The following is a 16,896-nucleotide window of genomic DNA, read 5'->3' on the forward strand; positions in this document are numbered from 1 at the left end:
TGCCGCCCAACTCCGCCACTGCCGCGTCTTACCGACGCCTTGCCGCCATGGGACTGATTTCCTCCGTGCTAGCCCTGTTCGGGTGCGACCAGCAAAAGGTCGACGAAGCGATGAAGAAGGCGGGCGATACCGCGCACGCCACCTGGAACTCGGTCAAGCCCGACAGCCAGTTGTTCAAGGGCATCGTGGCGGGCGAATCCAGCGAGGACGACGTGCGCAAACAGGCCGGGCGCCCGGAGATCACCTGGGAAGAGGAGGACGGCGGCCGCCGGCTGGAATACCCGCGCGGCCCGGAAGGCGCCACCACCTGGATGGTGACGATCGGCGCCGATGGCAAGGTGCGCAATATCGAGCAGGTGCTGACCGCGGAGAACTTCGCGCGCGTGCGCGCCGGCATGAGTCGCGACGATATCCGCCGCCTGGTCGGCAAGCCGACCAAGGTGGAAGCGTTCGCGCTCAAGAAGGAAGAGGTGTGGGGCTACCGCTGGTGGGAAAGCGCGCAGGAGAAGGCGTTCTTCAACGTGCATTTCGACGCCGACGGCAAGGTGACGCACACCTCGCGCAGCGACGAGAGGCTGCAGGGCGGTTAGCCTGCCGCGGGCCGCTCGGCCCGCTCGGCAAGCAACACGCCGGCCCTGGCGCAGGCTGCGGCCAGCGTGTCGCAATAGTTCGCCGTGCCCATCTGTTCCAGGAAGCCCGCGCGCCGCATCAGCGACATCACCTGTGCTGCCGCGGCGCAGATCACCAGCGTGCCGCCGCGCCGCGCCAGCGTCTTGCGCAATGCGTCCAGCGTGTCCAGCCCGGTGGTGTCCAGCGCCACCAGCTTGCCCACGTCGAGGATCAGCACCGCCGGTACCGGCTGCGTGCGGTCGCGGGGGTCGATCAGCGCTTCCACCTTGTTGACGGCGCCGAAGAAGAGCGCGCCGGTCATGTGATAGGCCGCCACCTCGCCGGCCGGCAGCGGCCTGCCGTCGGCCGCCGGGGGCAGCGCGGCCGGCGTGATCGCCTCGATCTGCGTGAGCGCGGCCATGCGGTAGATGAAGAACAGGCAGGCGAGCACCAGGCCCACCTGCACCGCCACGGTCAGGTCGAACACCACGGTCAGCACGAAGGTGCCGAGCAGGATGATGCGGTAGTTGTTGCTGTAGCGCTTCAGGTGCGTCAGCCCGAACACATGCCACTCGCCCATGTTCCACGCCACGTAGAGCAGGATGGCGGCCAGCGTGGCGAGTGGGATGGCGCTGGCCAGTGGCGCCGCCACCAGCACGATCAGCAGTAACGTGGCGGCGTGGATCATGCCCGCCACCGGCGTGCGCCCACCGCTGCGCACGTTGGTGACGGTGCGGGCGATGGTGCCCGTGGCCGGCAGGCCGCCGAAGAACGGCGTGACGATATTGGCGATGCCCTGCGCCATCAGCTCCTGGTTGGGATCGTGGCGGTCGTCGATCAGGCTGTCGGCCACGCGCGCGCATAGCAGCGATTCGATGGCGCCAAGCAGGGCAATCGTCAGCGTGGGCGCCACCAGTTGCTGGACCAGTTGCCAGCTCAGTTGTGGCAGCGCAAACGGCGGCAGGCCCTGCGGAATGCCGCCGAAGCGCGTGCCGATGGTCTCCACCGGCAAGTGCAGCAGGGCATTGCCCGCGGTGGCTAGCACCAGCGCTATCACTGTGCCTGGAACCATGGCCAGCGCACGGCCAATGCGGCCATGCGCATCGGGCGGGCTTGCCGGATTTGCCGGGTTTGCCGCCATCGTCGGTACAGGGCGCCAGCGCTTGCCCGCCAGCAGGGCCAGGCGCGACCAGGCCGCCACCACTACCAGCGAGCTGGCCGCCAGTGCTACCGTGGGCCAGGACACCGTGGGCAGGGAGCGTCCCAGCACACGCATCTGCGAAAGGAAGTTGCCAGGCAGCTTGCCGGTTTGCAGGCCAAGGAAATCGGCGATCTGCGAGACCATGATCAGCACCGCGATGCCGTTGGTGAAGCCGATCACGATGGCTACGGGGATAAAGCGGATCAGGGTGCCTAGCCGGAACAGCCCCATGGCGAACAGCAGGCCGCCCGCCAGGATGGTGGCGATCAGCAGGTTGGCCACGCCGTAGCGCGCCACGATGCCGTAGACGATGACGATGAAGGCGCCGGCGGGACCGCCGATCTGCACCGGCGAGCCGCCCAGCGCGGCGATCAGGAAGCCCGCGATGATGGCGGTGAACAGGCCGGCCTGCGGTGGCATCCCGGAGGCGATGGCAAAGGCCATCGCCAGCGGCAGCGCCACCACGCCCACGGTGAGCCCGGCGGCAAGGTCCTTGAAGAAGAGGGCGCGGTGGTAGTCGCGCAGGCTGTCGAGCAGGCGCGGGTGGAAGGCGGCGAGGGGGAAGGGCTGGCGCAGGCGTGGCCCGCCGCCAGCAGGCGGCGCTGGCGTGCCAGAAGGGGCGTGGCCGGGAACGCTGTCGGGCATGCCAGGAAATCCCATCAACACCCTGTCGGGCATGGGTGCAGTATGAGCTTCCCGGCGGCGTGGCGTCAATCAGCGCCGGCGCCAATGCGCCATGGCGCATTGGCGGCTCGGCGCTGGCGCGCCTCACCGCCTGTGGCAGGTCAGCCGATGCGCATGCCAGGCACAGCGCCTTCGTGCGGCTCCAGGATCCAGAGGCCCGGCGTGGCCTTCTCATCCGCTGCCGAAGCGGCCAGCACCATGCCCTCGGACAGCCCGAACTTCATCTTGCGCGGAGCCAGGTTGGCCACCATCACGGTGAGCTTGCCTACCAGCTGCTCGGGCGTGTAGGCCGACTGGATGCCGGAGAAGACGTTGCGCGTCTTGCCTTCGCCCAGGTCCAGCGTGAGCTGCAGCAGCTTGCTCGAGCCTTCCACCTTCTGGCAGTCCACGATCTTGGCCACGCGCAGGTCGATCTTGGCGAAGTCGTCGATCGTGATGGTGTCGGCGATGGGCTCGATCGATGCAGCGGCGGCATCCGCTTCACCGGCGGGCGCGGTGGCCTGCAGCGAGTCGCGGTTGGCGGCCAGCAGTGCATCGACCTGCTTGGCATCGACACGCGTCATCAGGTGCGAGTACGGCTGCACCGGGCGCGAGGCCGAGAGTTGCTTGTCGATGCCGCGCCAGTCCAGCGGCTCGATATTGAGGAAGCGCTCCACGCCCGCGGCCATCTGCGGCACCACCGGCTTGAGGTAGACGGTGAGCAGGCGGAAGGCTTCCAGCGAGACCGAGCAGGCAGCGTGCAGTGCCGCGCGCTTGCTTTCGTCGCGTGCCAGCTCCCACGGCTTCTCCGTGTCGACGAAGGCGTTCACCGAATCCGTGAGCTCCATCACCAGGCGCAGCGCCTTGCTGTACTCGCGGGCTTCATAGAACTGTGCCACTTGCGGCGCGGCTTCACGCAATTGCTTGAGCAGCGGGTGGGCCAGAGCGGCCTCGTCCACCACGCCGTCGAAGCGCTTGACCAGGAAGCCGGCGGCGCGGCTGGCAATGTTGACGTACTTGCCGATCAGGTCGCTGTTCACGCGCGCAATGAAGTCATCGAGGTTCAGGTCGAGGTCTTCCATGCTGGCATTGAGCTTGGCGGCGAAGTAGTAGCGCAGCCATTCCGGGTTCATGCCGGTGTCGATATAGCTCTGCGCGGTGATGAAGGTGCCGCGCGACTTGCTCATCTTGGCGCCATCCACCGTCAGGAAGCCGTGCGCGAACACGTTGGTGGGCGTGCGGTAGCCCGAGAAGCGCAGCATGGCCGGCCAGAACAGCGTATGGAAATACAGGATGTCCTTGCCGATGAAATGGTATTGCTCGGCGCTGGAGTGCGGGCCTACCCAGGCGTCGAAATCGATGCCCTTCTTTTCGGCCAGGTTCTTGAAGCTGGCGTAGTAGCCGATCGGCGCATCCAGCCACACGTAGAAATACTTGCCGGGAGCGCCGGGAATCTCGAAGCCGAAGTAGGGCGCATCGCGCGAGATGTCCCAGTCCGACAGCGTGGAAGCCTCGCCTTCGGCGCCCAGCCATTCCTGCATCTTGTTGGCCGCTTCCGGCTGGGCCAGGTCGGCCACCCACTCGCGCAGGAAGGTTTCGCAGCGCGGGTCGGACAGCTTGAAGAAGTAATGCGCAGAGGACTTGCGCACCGGCGTGGCGCCCGACACCACCGAGTACGGGTTTTTCAGGTCGGTGGGCACGTAGGTGGTGCCGCAGACTTCGCATGAGTCGCCGTACTGGTCCTTGGCGCCGCACTTCGGGCATTCGCCCTTAATGAAGCGGTCCGGCAGGAACATGTTCTTGACCGGGTCGTAGAACTGCTCGACCTCGCGCTCGGCGATCAGGTCCTCGGCCTTCAGCGCCAGGTAGATCTTCTCGGAGAGCTGCTTGTTCTCATCCGAGTCGGTGCTGTAGTAGTTGTCGAACGACACCATGAAGCTGTCGAAGTCGCGCTTGTGCTCGGTCCACACGCGATCGATCAGCTGCTTGGGCGTTATGCCTTCCTTCTCGGCCCGCAGCATCACCGGGGTGCCGTGCGTGTCGTCCGCGCCGACGTAGTAGACCTCGTTCGCCATCATGCGCTGGAAGCGCACCCAGATGTCGGTCTGGATGTATTCCACCAGGTGGCCGATATGGATCTGGCCGTTGGCGTAGGGCAGGGCAGAAGTAACGAGGATGCGACGTGCGGTCATGGAAAAATTGCCGGTCAGGAGGGGGGTGGACGGAAAGGCGGGGGGGCGTCGCCACCAAGGTCGGGCGGGCACCGTGAGAGGGCTATTCTAACAAGCGGGGCGGGCAGCGCGTGCACTGCGCGGGGGCGTGGCGGGAAGAGCGTGCTTTGGCTCGAATTTAGTGACGCAAAGCGCACTCAATAAGCTGAGGACAAAAAAAGCGCCGGTCAGAGCCGGCGCAGCTTTCCACAACGGAAAAGGAGGAGAAATCAGGTACCGCCCGGGAGGTCAGCCACCCATCGCGAGCCAGCAACGGTGACAAGCGGTACCTATTTCTATGACCGCATCATCTCTGAATTGGTTTCAAATAAATTTCGACCCGGCGATTTTGTGCGCGCCCGGCCTCGGTGGCGTTGTCCGCAACCGGCTGGGTCTGGCCCCGTCCTTCGGCTGCCAGGCGGGGCCGGGCGACGCCTCGGTCACCCAGGTAGGTCGCGACGCTCTGGGCGCGGCGCTGCGACAGCTGCATGTTGTAGTTCGGGTTGCCGGTGCTGTCGGTATGGCCTACCACGGTGGCGGAGACGTCCTGTTGCTGGGCAAGGGTCTGCGAGACCTGGTCGAGCACCGAGCGGAACGACGGCTTGATGGTGGCGCTGTCCGTATCGAAGGTCACCTGGCTTGGGATGTTCACCTTGAGCGAGCCGTCCGGCTGCTCGGTGATCTGCGTGCCCGTGCCCGCCGTGTCCTTGCTCAGCTTGCCGCGGATTGCGTTCCAGTTGTAACCCGTGGCCCCGCCCAGGGCCCCGCCGACCGCCGCGCCGACGAGCGTGCCGGTGGTATTGCCGCCGATCAGGTTGCCCAGGCCGGCGCCGACCGCTGCGCCCACGCCAGTGCCGACCGCGGTCTGGGTGCCTTGTTCTGTGGCGCAGCCCGCGGCAAGGGTGGCGACAATGGCAAGGCTGACGAGCTTGAGTTTCATGCTTTCTCCTTCAGGACGAAGCGTTTTGTTTTGGCTGATTTTGACGTGGTGCGCGCAACACCGCTAGAAATAACGCGGAAGACACCCGAATACAAGGGCCTGGACCGTATTCACCGGGCTCGCGTTCCTGGCGCACTACAATAAGGAGATGATGCCGGGTGCACAAGCCTGTTGCTGTGACAGTTGTAAGTGCGTGTAATTCCACGTGCGGATCATGGGCCTGCCGCCCTCGCGTTACCCTCACGTTACCCTTGCGCCGCACTTCGCTCATACTTTGATACAGTACGCGCCTTCCCCCATATTCCCATATTCAGTAGCGGAGATTGTCTTGAGCCTCACCGTCGACCAGGTTACCGAAGTCCTGCGCACCGTGATCGACCCCAACACGGGCCGGGATCTGGTGTCCACCCGTTCAGCTCGCAATGTGCGGGTCGAAGGCGGCGATGTGTCGCTGGAAGTGGAGCTGGGTTATCCCGGCAAGAGCCAGCTGGAACCGATTCGCAAGCAAGTGGTGGATGCGCTGCGCCAGTTGCCTGGCGTGGCCAATGCCAACGTGGCCGTCAGCATGAAAATCGTGGCCCATGCGGTGCAGCGCGGCGTCAAGCTGCTGCCGGGCGTCAAGAACGTGATCGCCGTGGCGTCGGGCAAGGGCGGCGTGGGCAAGTCCACCACCGCCGTCAACCTGGCGCTGGCGCTGTCCGCCGAGGGTGCCCGCGTGGGCATGCTCGACGCCGACATCTACGGCCCGAGCCTGCCCATGATGCTGGGCATCGATGGCCGCCCCGAGTCGTCCGATGGCCAGACCATGGAGCCGCTCGAAGGCCATGGCCTGCAGGCCAACTCGATCGGCTTCCTGATCGAGCAGGACAACCCGATGGTGTGGCGCGGGCCGATGGTGACCTCGGCGCTGGAGCAGTTGCTGCGCCAGACCAACTGGCACGATCTCGATTACCTGATCGTCGACATGCCGCCGGGCACCGGCGACATCCAGCTGACGCTGTCGCAAAAAGTCCCGGTGACGGGTGCTGTCATCGTCACCACTCCCCAGGATATCGCCTTGCTGGACGCCAAGAAGGGCCTGAAGATGTTCGAGAAGGTGGGCATCCCCATCCTCGGCATCGTCGAGAACATGGCTGTCTACTGCTGCCCGAGTTGCGGCCACGTCGAGCATATCTTCGGCGAGGGCGGTGGCGAGAAGATGTGCGAGGACTACGGCGTGGACCTGCTGGGCAGCATGCCGCTTAACCGCTCGATCCGTGAGCAGGCCGACAGCGGCCGGCCCACCGTGGTGTCCGATCCTGACAGCCCGATCGCCGAGCTGTACCGCACCATGGCGCGCAAGGTGGCCATCAAGGTGGCCGACCGCGCCCGCGATATGACCAGCAAGTTCCCCAGCATCGTGGTGCAGAACACCTGATCCCCATGGACACGCCAGCCGACTCCGCTGCAGGCAACCCGGCCCCCGACGCCGTGCCCGCCGGCCGGCCCGGCGTGACCATGGCCGTGGTGATGCACCGCGTGCCGCTGGCCAGCCGCTGGCAGCCTTGGAAATGGGAACTCGGCGCCGTGCTGCCGGATCTTGGCGAATTCGGCGCCGTGCCCCACTGCCTGGCGCAGGACGAACACGGCGCGCGCTGGCTGTACCCGGGCTACGCCGTCACGCTGTTCCGCGACGAGGCCGAGGGCTATTACCTCAACCTCACTTCCACCGCGCCCTGCTGGTTCGTGCTGTGGCGCATGGCAGAGGAGGGCGGGCAGGCTGCCGTGCCGACGTCGCGCGACGGCGAGCCGCTGCCGGTGCCGGTGACGGTGACACTGTCCTACAACGAGGCCGGACGCTGGCTCGACGCCGGCGAAACCGTCGAGAACGTGCCGCTGGCCCCTGACCAGCAGGAGTGGCTGCAAGCCTACGTGGCCCAGTACTACCACCCCGAGCCCAAGAAACGCCGCCGCCCGGAATCATTCAAGGCGCCGGAGGACAGGGCGCGCTACTGATGCAGGCAGGCCGCGCATGAGCGATGCTTCCTTCCTGTCGCGCTGGTCCCGCCGCAAGGCCGCGGCGCGCGACGGCAAGCCGCTTGAGGCTGAGCCACCCCTGCCGGCGGAGTCGTCCGTGCCTCCCGGCAGGGAGGCGCCGGTAGCCCAGGCACTGCCAGACCCCGTTCCACCTACCCCAGCCGCTGAACCGCTCCCCACGCTAGCCGATGCCGCCTTGCTGCAGCCGGGCGACAGCATCGCCCGCTTCGTCGTGCGCGGCGTGGACGAAGACGTGAAGCGCGCCGCGCTCAAGACCTTGTTCGCCGATCCGCATTTCAACGTGATGGACGGCCTCGATACCTATATCGACGACTACAGCCAGCCCGATCCGATTCCGCTGGATGTGCTGCGGCGCATGCGCCAGTCCGAGACGCTGGGGCTGTTCGCGCCCACCGACGAGGAACTGGCGGCGGCTCGCGCACAGCAAGAAGGGCCCGATGTGCAAGACGCTGCCCTGGCGACGCCCGAGCCATCTGCTGCATTGCCACAACCAGCCGGCGAGGCTGGGGAGGCCGGCATTGCCACCGCCACCGCCACCGATGCCGCCACCGATGCCGATGCCGGCTTGCCTCCTGCCGCGTCCCCGGCCGACCATTCCGCCCCAGGCAAACACGCGTAGTCGCTGCCCTCGGCGCGGCCTACAATAGGCTTCCCCCCACATTCCGCCGGCGGCAAGACTCCCGACAAAGGGAGCGGCCAGGCCGGCCAGCCGCACTCTCCATGCCGACGCTGATCTGCAATTGCAACGACACGATGCCGCTTGATGGGGCGGCATTGTCGGGCAATGTTCCCGCGCCCGCGGGTGGCGTGAAGACGCCACTCAAGGTCCATCACCTGCTGTGCCGCCGCGAGATCGGAGACTTCACCGCCGCGCTCGCCGGCACCGACGATGTCATCGTGGCTTGCACGCAGGAGCGCGCGCTGTTTACCGAGGTAGCCGCCCGGCGCCAGGCCGAGGGCACCATGACGGCGCCCGTGCGCTTCGTCAATATCCGCGAGACCGGTGGCTGGTCGCAGGGGGCGCGGCGCGACCCGAAAACCGCCAACGCCAAGATCGCCGCCTTGCTGGCCGCCGCCGCGCTGCCGGACCCGGATCCGGTGCCCGTGGTGGACTACCGCTCCGGCGGCGCCGTGCTGGTGCTAGGCCCCGCCGACCGCGCGATCCCCTGGGCCGGTAAGCTGGCCGAAGCCGGCATGGATGTTTCGGTGCTGCTCAGCGCCGCCGCCACAGGGGCCATGGCCCCGGCCGGCCTGCCCGCCTCGCGGGCATTCCCCGTGCACAGCGGCAAGCTGGTCAAGCTCGGCGGATGGCTGGGCGCCTTCGAGGCCAGCTGGGAGACCGGCGCGGGACGCAGCAACCCGATCGACCTGGACCTGTGCACGCGCTGCAATGCCTGCATCGACGCTTGCCCGGAAGACGCCATCGATTTCAGCTACCAGGTGGACCTGGACCGCTGCCGCTCGCACCGCGCCTGCGTGAAGGCCTGCGGCGCCGCCGCCGCGATCGACTTCGACCGCCCGGGCGCCACTGCCACGGAACGCTTTGACCTGGTGTTCGACCTGGCCGACACGCCGGCCTTCCTCATGCACGCGCCGCCGCAGGGCTACCTGTACGCCGGCGCGGATGCGCTGCGCCAGCATGCGCAGGCATTGGCACTGGTCCAGCTGGTGGGCGAGTTCGAGAAGCCGAAGTTCTTCCAGTACAAGGAGAAACTTTGCGCGCATGGCCGCAACCAGACCACGGGTTGCACGGCCTGTATCGACATCTGCTCCACCGAAGCGATCCGCTCGCAATGGCACGACGGGCGCGGCCGCATCGAGGTCACGCCGCACCTGTGCATGGGCTGCGGCGCGTGCACCACGGTGTGCCCGAGCGGCGCCATCAGCTATGCCTATCCCAAGCCGGATCACCTCGGCGAGCGGCTGCGCACCCTGATCTCGACCTACCGCGCTGCGGGCGGGCGCGACGCTGTGCTGATGCTGCATGGCGAGGAGCACGGCAATGCGCCCATCCTGGCGCTGGGCCGCGCCGCGCGCGCCGGACAGGCCCACGGCATGCCACCCAATGTGATTCCGGTGGGGTTGTTCCACCCGGCTGCGTGCGGGCTTGAGCTGTGGCTGGCGGCCATTTGCTGGGGCGCTGGCCGCGTCGCCGTGATGCTCACCGGTGACGAGGCTCCGCAATACCGTACGGCGCTGGCCGGGCAGGTAGCCGTGGGGCAGGCCATTCTGGCGGGCCTCGGCTATGACGGCGAACGCCTGTCGCTGGTGGACGGCCCGGATGCCGCCACGCTGGATGCGCAACTATCGGCCTTGGCCGCGCCGGGGGGCGACCGGCCAGCCGCGCCACCCGCCGTGTTCCACGCTGCGGCCGCCAAGCGCGAGACGCTGGATTTTGCGCTTGATCATCTCGTGCGCAATGCGCCGCGCCCGGCCGCCAGCGTTGCGCTGCCTGCCGGGGCGCCGCTGGGCGCGGTGGCGGTGGACACCGGGCGTTGCACGTTGTGCATGGCCTGCGTTGGCGCCTGTCCCTCGCAAGCCCTGCGCGATAATCCCGAGCAGCCAGTGCTGGGCTTCCTGGAGCGCAACTGCGTGCAGTGCGGCTTGTGCGAGAAGACCTGCCCGGAAGACGCCATCACCCTGGTGCCGCGCTTGCTCACCGGTGAGCAAGCGCGGCGCACCGTGACGTTGGCCGAGACCCAGCCCTTCCATTGCATTCGCTGCGCCAAGCCGTTTGGCACCGCCCAGATGGTGCATGCCATGCTGGCCCGGCTGGCGAGCCACCCGGCGTTTGCCGGCGAGGCCGCCGAGCGCCTGAAGATGTGCGGCGATTGCCGCGTCGTCGATATGCTGGAAAAGAACGGCGGCGAGGCCAGCGGCAACGCCTTGCAATAGCCAAGCAGGCCATCCTTGAGAATCATCACGACATGACAGATTTCCAGCCTATCCAGCTGATCCCTCCGGTCGCCCACGCGGCGCCCGACGCAGAAGACACCGCCCGGGCGGACCTTTACGGCCTGCTGGCCACGCTGCTGTATCGCGCGCCGGATGCCGCTCTGCTGCACCATATCGCCGCCAACCGCGCGCACGGCGAGGACGCCGCCACGCCGCTGGGCGACGCCTGGAATGATTTGTGCGACGCAGCATCGGTCACCACGGCCGAGGAAGCCGGCGACGAATACCAGGAATTGTTCGTCGGCGTGGGCAAGCCGGAAGTCCTGCTGTACGGCTCCTACTACCAGACCGGCTTCCTCAATGAGCGCCCGCTGGTGGCGCTGCGCGACGACCTGGCGCGCTATGGCCTGGTGCGCCAGGACAATGTCAGCGAGACCGAGGATCACATCGCCACATTGTGCGAGGTGATGCGTTTCCTGGTGGCGGGCGAGGATGCCGGCGTGGCAAACCTTGCCGAGCAGCAGCATTTTTTCTCGCGCCATCTGCAGTCATGGGTGGAAACCCTGTGCGACAGCGCGGCGGCGCATCCGCACGCGCGCTTCTATGCCAGCGTGGCCGCGCTGCTCAAGGCCTTCATGGCGGTCGAGGCGATCGCGCTGGAAATGCATTGATCGCACGCAAGTTCTTGATTGCCATCATGGAAATCCCGTGGATCCATGGTCTTTCGGCACATATCATTCTAAAATAGGCAATAGCGTTCATAACAGGATTGGTAATCGGTCTGGACAGGCCGAGGAGCCCCCCAAAATGAAAGACAAGCAGCCGAAGGCCGCGCGCCGCGCCTTCCTTGCCGGCACCGGGGTTGTTGCCGCTGCCGGCGCCGCCGCCGCGCTGACGTCGCGCGGCCCGGCCATGCCCGCCGTGCCCAGCCTGGCCGCGGCCATTCCCGATGCCACGCCGACCGACGGCGACGGCTACCGGGTCACAGAACATATTCGCAAGTACTACCGGACTACGCTGGTGTGAGTGGTCGCGCCCGGCGCACGCCTCGCTCTACCTCGTTTCCATCCTGGGGTGATACATGATCTTGACCCGCAAACGCGCGGCGCAGGGCAGCGCATCTTCGCAACTGGCTAGCGGCTCGGGCGAGCGCGCTGGCGGCCGGCTCTCCGAGCGTCTGGCTGCGGGGCTGGCGGGTGCCATGCCCACCATGGACCGGCGCAGCTTTCTCAAGCGCTCCGGCATCGGGGTGGGCGTGGGGCTGGCGGCTTCGCAGCTGACGCTGCTGCGCCGGGCCGATGCCGCGGATGCGTCAGGTGCCGCCGGCACTGGCGAAGGCCAGGGCAATATCGTTGTGCGCCGCACCGTATGCGGTCACTGTTCGGTGGGCTGCGCTGTCGACGCCGTGGTGCAGAACGGCGTGTGGGTGCGCCAGAACCCGGTCTTCGATTCGCCGATCAACATGGGCGCGCACTGCGCCAAGGGCGCCGCGCTGCGCGAGCACGGCCACGGCGAGTACCGGCTGAAGTACCCGATGAAGCTGGTGAACGGCAAATACCAGCGCGTCAGCTGGGATCAGGCGCTCGACGAGATCACCGCCAAGATGAAAGAGATCCGCCAGCAGACCGGGCCGGACTCGATGTTCTTCGTCGGCTCCTCCAAGCACAGCAACGAAGGGTCCTACCTGCTGCGCAAGTGGGTATCGTTCATCGGCACCAACAACACCGATCACCAGGCACGCATCTGCCACTCCACCACGGTGGCCGGCGTGGCCAATACCTGGGGCTATGGTGCGATGACCAACTCGTACAACGATATGCAGAACGCCCGCGCGGCGCTGTATATCGGCTCCAACGCGGCCGAGGCGCACCCGGTGTCGATGCTGCACCTGCTGCACGCCAAGGAGAGCGGCTGCAAGGTGATCGTGGTCGATCCCCGCTACACCCGCACGGCCGCGAAGTCCGATTACTACGTACGGGTCCGCTCGGGCACCGATATCGCATTCCTGTTCGGCGTGCTGTACCACATCTTCAAGAACGGCTGGGAAGACCAGAAGTACATCAACGATCGCGTCTACGGCATGGACAAGGTCAAGGAGGAAGTCCTTGCCAAGTGGACGCCGGACAAGGTCGAGGAAGTCTGCGGCGTGCCCGAAGCGCAGGTCTACCAGGTGGCGGAGATAATGGCCAAGAACCGGCCCAGCACGCTGGTGTGGTGCATGGGCCAGACCCAGCACACCATCGGCAACGCCATCGTGCGCGCCTCCTGCATCGTGCAGCTGGCGCTGGGCAATATCGGCGTGTCGGGCGGCGGCGCCAACATCTTCCGCGGCCACGACAATGTGCAGGGCGCGACCGACGTGGGCCCCAACCCGGATTCCCTGCCAGGCTACTACGGCCTGGCCACTGGCGCGTGGAAACACTATGCCGCGGTGTGGGGCGTCGACTACGAATGGATCAAGAAGCAGTACGCCTCGCAGGCGATGATGGAGAAGTCCGGCACCACGGTGTCGCGCTGGATCGATATCGTTACCGAGAAGCCTGAGCTGATCGACCAGGACAACAACGTCCGCGGGGTGTTTTTCTGGGGCCACGCGCCCAACTCGCAGACGCGCGGGCTGGAGATGAAGAAGGCGCTCGACAAGCTCGACCTGCTGGTGGTGATCGACCCTTATCCGTCGGCCACCGCCGCGATGGCCAATATGCCGCCGGCGGAAGGCGACAAGGTCAACCCGAACCGAGCGGTCTACCTGCTGCCGGCCTGCACGCAGTTCGAGACCACCGGGTCCTGCACGGCCTCCAACCGCTCGCTGCAGTGGCGCGAGAAGGTGATCGAACCGTTGTTCGAGTCAATGCCGGACCACACCATCATGCAGGCCTTCGCCGACCGGCTCGGCTTTGGCAAGGAGCTGTCGAAGAACTTCAAGCTCAACGAGGTCAAGCGCGCGGGCCGGACCTGGATGGAGCCCGAAGTCGAATCCATCCTGCGCGAGATCAACGCCAGCAACTGGACCATCGGCTACACCGGGCAATCTCCCGAGCGGCTCAAGTCTCATATGCGCAATATGGAGAAGTTCGACGTGCGCACGCTGCGTTGCCTGGGCGGAAAGGATCCGCTGACCGGCTACGACCTGACCGGCGATTATTTCGGCCTGCCGTGGCCGTGCTATGGCACGCCGGAGCTCAAGCACCCCGGCTCGCCCAACCTGTATGACACCAGCCGCAACGTCATGGACGGCGGCGGCAACTTCCGCGCCAACTTCGGCGTGGAGCGCGACGGCGTCAGCCTGCTGGCCGAGGACGGCTCATACTCGAGGGGCGCGGACATCACCACCGGCTATCCGGAGTTCGACCACGTGCTGCTCAAGAAGCTGGGATGGTGGGATGAGCTGACGGACGCCGAGAAGCAGAAGGCCGAAGGCAAGAACTGGAAGACGGATTTGTCCGGTGGCATCCAGCGCGTGGTGCTGAAGAATCATGGCTGCCACCCCTTTGGCAACGCCAAGGCGCGGGCCATCGTGTGGAACTTCCCCGACCCGATCCCGCAGCACCGCGAGCCGCTGTATTCCACCCGGCCCGACATGGTCGCCAAGTACCCCACGCACGACGACAAGATGGCGTTCTGGCGGCTGCCCACGTTGTACAAGTCGCTGCAGCAGCGCAACGTGGAGAACAAGCTCTACGAGAAATTCCCGATCATCCTCACTTCCGGCCGCCTGGTCGAATACGAGGGCGGGGGCGAGGAAACCCGGTCCAACCCGTGGCTGGCTGAGTTGCAGCAGGAGAATTTCGTCGAGATCAACCCGCGCGCGGCGTCCGATCGCGGCATCCGCAACGGCGACTTCTGCTGGGTCAGCACGCCCACCGGCGCGCACATCAAGGTGCGCGCGCTGGTGACCGAGCGCGTCGGCGTGGATACCGCCTTCATCCCGTTCCACTTCTCTGGCTGGTGGCAGGGCAAGGACCTGAAGGACTACTACCCGGAGGGCGCGATGCCGATCGTGCGCGGCGAGGCCGTCAACACGGCCACCACCTACGGCTATGACTCGGTGACGATGATGCAGGAAACCAAAACCACGATCTGCCAGATCGCACGGTTCGCCTGATCGAAAGCAAACGCGAGAGCAAGGGCAAGGAACGACCATGGCACGCATGAAATTCATCTGTGACGCCGAGCGTTGCATCGAGTGCAACAGCTGCGTCACCGCCTGCAAGAACGAGCACGAGGTGCCGTGGGGCGTCAACCGGCGCCGCGTGGTGACCATCAACGACGGCATCGTCGGCGCCGAGAAATCGATCTCGGTTGCCTGCATGCACTGCTCGGACGCGCCTTGCATGGCGGTGTGCCCGGTCGACTGCTTCTACCGTACCGACGACGGTGTGGTGCTGCACGACAAGGACGTCTGCATTGGCTGCGGCTACTGCTCCTACGCCTGCCCGTTCGGTGCCCCCCAGTTCCCCAGCGCCGGGACCTTCGGCGTGCGCGGCAAGATGGACAAGTGCACGTTCTGCGCCGGCGGGCCGGAGAAAAACGGCAGCGACGAAGAATTCGAGAAGTACGGACGCAACCGGCTGGCCGAAGGCAAGCTGCCGCTGTGCGCGGAAATGTGCTCGACCAAGGCGCTGCTGGGTGGCGACGGCGACGTGATTGCCGACATACTGCGCAACCGCGTGATCAAGCGCGGCAAGGGCGGCGATGTGTTCGGCTGGGGCACGGCCTACGGCAACAAGGGCGCCGCGCAGGGTACCGCGGGCGCGGCGCCGCCCGCCGCGCCACCCGCTTCAGGAGCTTCAGGAGCGCAGCCATCATGACCCGCCTGTTGCTGATCCTGCTGGCCGCCGGCTGCACCGCGCTGGCCGCCTGCGGCGAGCGCGCGCAGACCGCCACGGCGGCGTACAAGAAATCCGACGCGCCGGCGTACGAGGGCGCGCGGGGCGACCCCTTCGTGGCCAAGGGCTGGACGCCGGGCGACAAGACCAGCTGGCAAAACCAGATCCGCGAGCGCAACCAGTACCAGAACGAATACAACCGCACGCCATGACAGCGGCGATGCGAAGCCCGGGGCGCACCCTGGCCGACCCGACGGAGGGCCTATGAAGCCGATGCACAATCCTGGCTGGTTCCGCTTCCTGGCGGGCGTAGCCTGCGCGCTGGCCTTGCTGGCCGTGCTCGCCATGCTGGCATCGCCAGGGGCCGCGCGGGCGCAGGCTCCCCAGGCCGCCTCCGCGCCACAGGCCGCCGGCGCACCCGCCGATGCCAACAACCCCGCCACGCATCCGGCCCAGCCCTTCGCGGGCATTGCCTCCGAGAATATCTTCAACGTGCCGCGCCGCGACCTCGCGGCCGAGGCGCAGGCCCAGCAGGCGCGTACCAAGGCGCAGCCTGGCAACAATGCGCCGGTCTGGCGCGAGGCGAATTCCGACCAGGCGCACTACAGCAGCCTGCCAGCCAAGGAAGCCGGGGTGCTGATCCAGCGCACCGGGCAGAAGTGGCGCCTGTTCCGCAACGGGGTGATCACCGTCTGGGGCGGCTGGCTGATCGTGGTCGTGCCCGCCGCGATCCTGGCCTTTTTCTTCTGGCGCGGCACGATCCCGCTCAAGACGCCGCGTACCGGCCGCATGATCCAGCGCTTCACGCCGCTGGAGCGCATGGTGCACTGGACCATGGCGATTTCATTCGTCACGCTGGCGGTCTCGGGCATCGTGATGCTGTTCGGCAAGCATTTCCTGCTGCCGCTGACGGGCCACACCTTGTTCGGCTGGCTCACCTACCTGCTGAAGAACGTCCATAACATCGTCGGCCCGGTCTTTACCTTGTCGGTGATCGTCGGCTTCGTGATCTTCGTGCGCGACAACTTCCCCGCCCGGGAGGACTGGCAGTGGCTCGTCAAGCTTGGCGGGCTCGTGTCCGGCAAGCACGTGCCAAGCGGGCGCTTCAACGCTGGCGAGAAGGCCTGGTTCTGGGGCGGGCTGGTGGTCTTCGGCCTGATCCTGTCGGCCTCCGGCTGGGTGCTCGACATGATCGTGCCTGGCATGGATTTCTACCGCGCCACCATGCAGATCGCCAACATCATCCATGGCATCGCGGCGGTGCTGATGATCGCCATGGCTTGCGGCCATATCTACATGGGTACCATCGGCATGGAAGGGGCCTACCGCGCCATGCGCGACGGCTGGGTCGATGAAGCCTGGGCCAAGGAGCACCACGAGCTCTGGTACGACGATATCAAGGCAGGCAAGATCCCCGCGCAGCGCGCGGCTGAGCCGGAGCCGGGCGAGCGTGCCGGCGGCCGGGCCAGCCCGGGCGAAGTTTGAGCGCGCACGGCCGATCCCCAACGAGGA

The 16,896-nt window shown here is 66.6% G+C and carries 14 protein-coding genes; 11 read left to right on the forward strand and 3 right to left on the reverse strand.

All coding sequences use genetic code 11. The features are described from left to right. The first annotated feature begins 47 nt into the window (after positions 1-47). On the forward strand, positions 48-590 hold the full coding sequence (gene bamE, locus AB4061_RS10100; protein ID WP_441633474.1) for an outer membrane protein assembly factor BamE domain-containing protein: 543 nt from the start codon (positions 48-50) through the stop codon (positions 588-590). Here bamE and AB4061_RS10105 read toward each other — a convergent pair. From AB4061_RS10105 to AB4061_RS10115, 3 genes are all read right to left on the reverse strand, one after another. Continuing rightward, a complete protein-coding gene (locus AB4061_RS10105) occupies positions 587-2,455 on the reverse strand; it encodes a SulP family inorganic anion transporter (RefSeq protein WP_441633289.1) in 1,869 nt (622 codons plus the stop codon). The two genes, bamE and AB4061_RS10105, sit on opposite strands and share 4 nt — an antisense overlap. Before the next feature lie 140 nt (positions 2,456-2,595). Next, a complete protein-coding gene (gene metG / locus AB4061_RS10110) occupies positions 2,596-4,665 on the reverse strand; it encodes a methionine--tRNA ligase (RefSeq protein WP_441633291.1) in 2,070 nt (689 codons plus the stop codon). A gap of 325 nt (positions 4,666-4,990) precedes the next feature. Then, positions 4,991-5,623, reverse strand: coding sequence for an OmpA family protein (locus tag AB4061_RS10115; RefSeq protein ID WP_441633293.1), 633 nt, complete (start codon positions 5,621-5,623; stop codon positions 4,991-4,993). Positions 5,624-5,951: 328 nt separating this feature from the next. Here AB4061_RS10115 and apbC point away from each other — a divergent pair, with 328 nt between their 5' ends. From apbC to AB4061_RS10165, 10 genes are all read left to right on the forward strand, one after another. After that, the gene (gene apbC, locus AB4061_RS10120; protein ID WP_441633295.1) at positions 5,952-7,040 is read left to right on the forward strand and encodes an iron-sulfur cluster carrier protein ApbC; all 1,089 of its coding nucleotides are present in this window, start codon (positions 5,952-5,954) and stop codon (positions 7,038-7,040) included. Between the two features lie 5 nt (positions 7,041-7,045). Further along, positions 7,046-7,618 (forward strand): DUF3305 domain-containing protein, encoded by a 573-nt coding sequence (locus AB4061_RS10125; RefSeq protein WP_441633297.1) that lies wholly within the window; start codon positions 7,046-7,048, stop codon positions 7,616-7,618. A gap of 16 nt (positions 7,619-7,634) precedes the next feature. After that, positions 7,635-8,279, forward strand: a complete 645-nt coding sequence (locus tag AB4061_RS10130; RefSeq protein ID WP_441633299.1) for a DUF3306 domain-containing protein — start codon at positions 7,635-7,637, stop codon at positions 8,277-8,279. Between the two features lie 101 nt (positions 8,280-8,380). Beyond that, positions 8,381-10,555, forward strand: coding sequence for a 4Fe-4S dicluster domain-containing protein (locus tag AB4061_RS10135; protein ID WP_441633301.1), 2,175 nt, complete (start codon positions 8,381-8,383; stop codon positions 10,553-10,555). Positions 10,556-10,587: 32 nt separating this feature from the next. Next, the gene (locus AB4061_RS10140; protein WP_441633303.1) at positions 10,588-11,226 is read left to right on the forward strand and encodes a TorD/DmsD family molecular chaperone; all 639 of its coding nucleotides are present in this window, start codon (positions 10,588-10,590) and stop codon (positions 11,224-11,226) included. Between the two features lie 136 nt (positions 11,227-11,362). After that, positions 11,363-11,581, forward strand: coding sequence for a formate dehydrogenase (locus tag AB4061_RS10145; protein WP_441633305.1), 219 nt, complete (start codon positions 11,363-11,365; stop codon positions 11,579-11,581). A gap of 55 nt (positions 11,582-11,636) precedes the next feature. Beyond that, a complete protein-coding gene (locus tag AB4061_RS10150; protein WP_441633307.1) occupies positions 11,637-14,660 on the forward strand; it encodes a molybdopterin-dependent oxidoreductase in 3,024 nt (1,007 codons plus the stop codon). Positions 14,661-14,697: 37 nt separating this feature from the next. Next, positions 14,698-15,366: a formate dehydrogenase FDH3 subunit beta gene (gene fdh3B, locus AB4061_RS10155; RefSeq protein ID WP_441633309.1), complete on the forward strand. Its 669-nt coding sequence runs from the start codon at positions 14,698-14,700 to the stop codon at positions 15,364-15,366. Beyond that, entirely contained in the window at positions 15,363-15,596 is a 234-nt protein-coding gene (locus AB4061_RS10160) for a hypothetical protein (RefSeq protein WP_441633311.1), read from the forward strand. The genes fdh3B and AB4061_RS10160 overlap by 4 nt, the downstream gene beginning before the upstream one ends. A gap of 52 nt (positions 15,597-15,648) precedes the next feature. Further along, entirely contained in the window at positions 15,649-16,869 is a 1,221-nt protein-coding gene (locus AB4061_RS10165) for a formate dehydrogenase subunit gamma (RefSeq protein ID WP_441633313.1), read from the forward strand. The last annotated feature ends 27 nt before the right edge of the window (positions 16,870-16,896 follow it).

The sequence above is a fragment of the Cupriavidus sp. YAF13 genome, from assembly GCF_052113425.1.
Classification (GTDB): Bacteria; Pseudomonadota; Gammaproteobacteria; order Burkholderiales; family Burkholderiaceae; genus Cupriavidus.

Coding starts and splice junctions, on each gene's coding strand:
- AB4061_RS10135 (WP_441633301.1), top strand. CDS start 8,381: ATGCCGACGCTGATCTGCAATTGCAACGACACGATGCCGCTTGATGGG.
- AB4061_RS10125 (WP_441633297.1), top strand. CDS start 7,046: ATGGACACGCCAGCCGACTCCGCTGCAGGCAACCCGGCCCCCGACGCC.
- AB4061_RS10160 (WP_441633311.1), top strand. CDS start 15,363: ATGACCCGCCTGTTGCTGATCCTGCTGGCCGCCGGCTGCACCGCGCTG.
- fdh3B (WP_441633309.1), top strand. CDS start 14,698: ATGGCACGCATGAAATTCATCTGTGACGCCGAGCGTTGCATCGAGTGC.
- AB4061_RS10165 (WP_441633313.1), top strand. CDS start 15,649: ATGAAGCCGATGCACAATCCTGGCTGGTTCCGCTTCCTGGCGGGCGTA.
- metG (WP_441633291.1), bottom strand. CDS start 4,665: ATGACCGCACGTCGCATCCTCGTTACTTCTGCCCTGCCCTACGCCAAC.
- AB4061_RS10130 (WP_441633299.1), top strand. CDS start 7,635: ATGAGCGATGCTTCCTTCCTGTCGCGCTGGTCCCGCCGCAAGGCCGCG.
- bamE (WP_441633474.1), top strand. CDS start 48: ATGGGACTGATTTCCTCCGTGCTAGCCCTGTTCGGGTGCGACCAGCAA.
- AB4061_RS10145 (WP_441633305.1), top strand. CDS start 11,363: ATGAAAGACAAGCAGCCGAAGGCCGCGCGCCGCGCCTTCCTTGCCGGC.
- AB4061_RS10150 (WP_441633307.1), top strand. CDS start 11,637: ATGATCTTGACCCGCAAACGCGCGGCGCAGGGCAGCGCATCTTCGCAA.
- AB4061_RS10115 (WP_441633293.1), bottom strand. CDS start 5,623: ATGAAACTCAAGCTCGTCAGCCTTGCCATTGTCGCCACCCTTGCCGCG.
- AB4061_RS10105 (WP_441633289.1), bottom strand. CDS start 2,455: ATGCCCGACAGCGTTCCCGGCCACGCCCCTTCTGGCACGCCAGCGCCG.
- AB4061_RS10140 (WP_441633303.1), top strand. CDS start 10,588: ATGACAGATTTCCAGCCTATCCAGCTGATCCCTCCGGTCGCCCACGCG.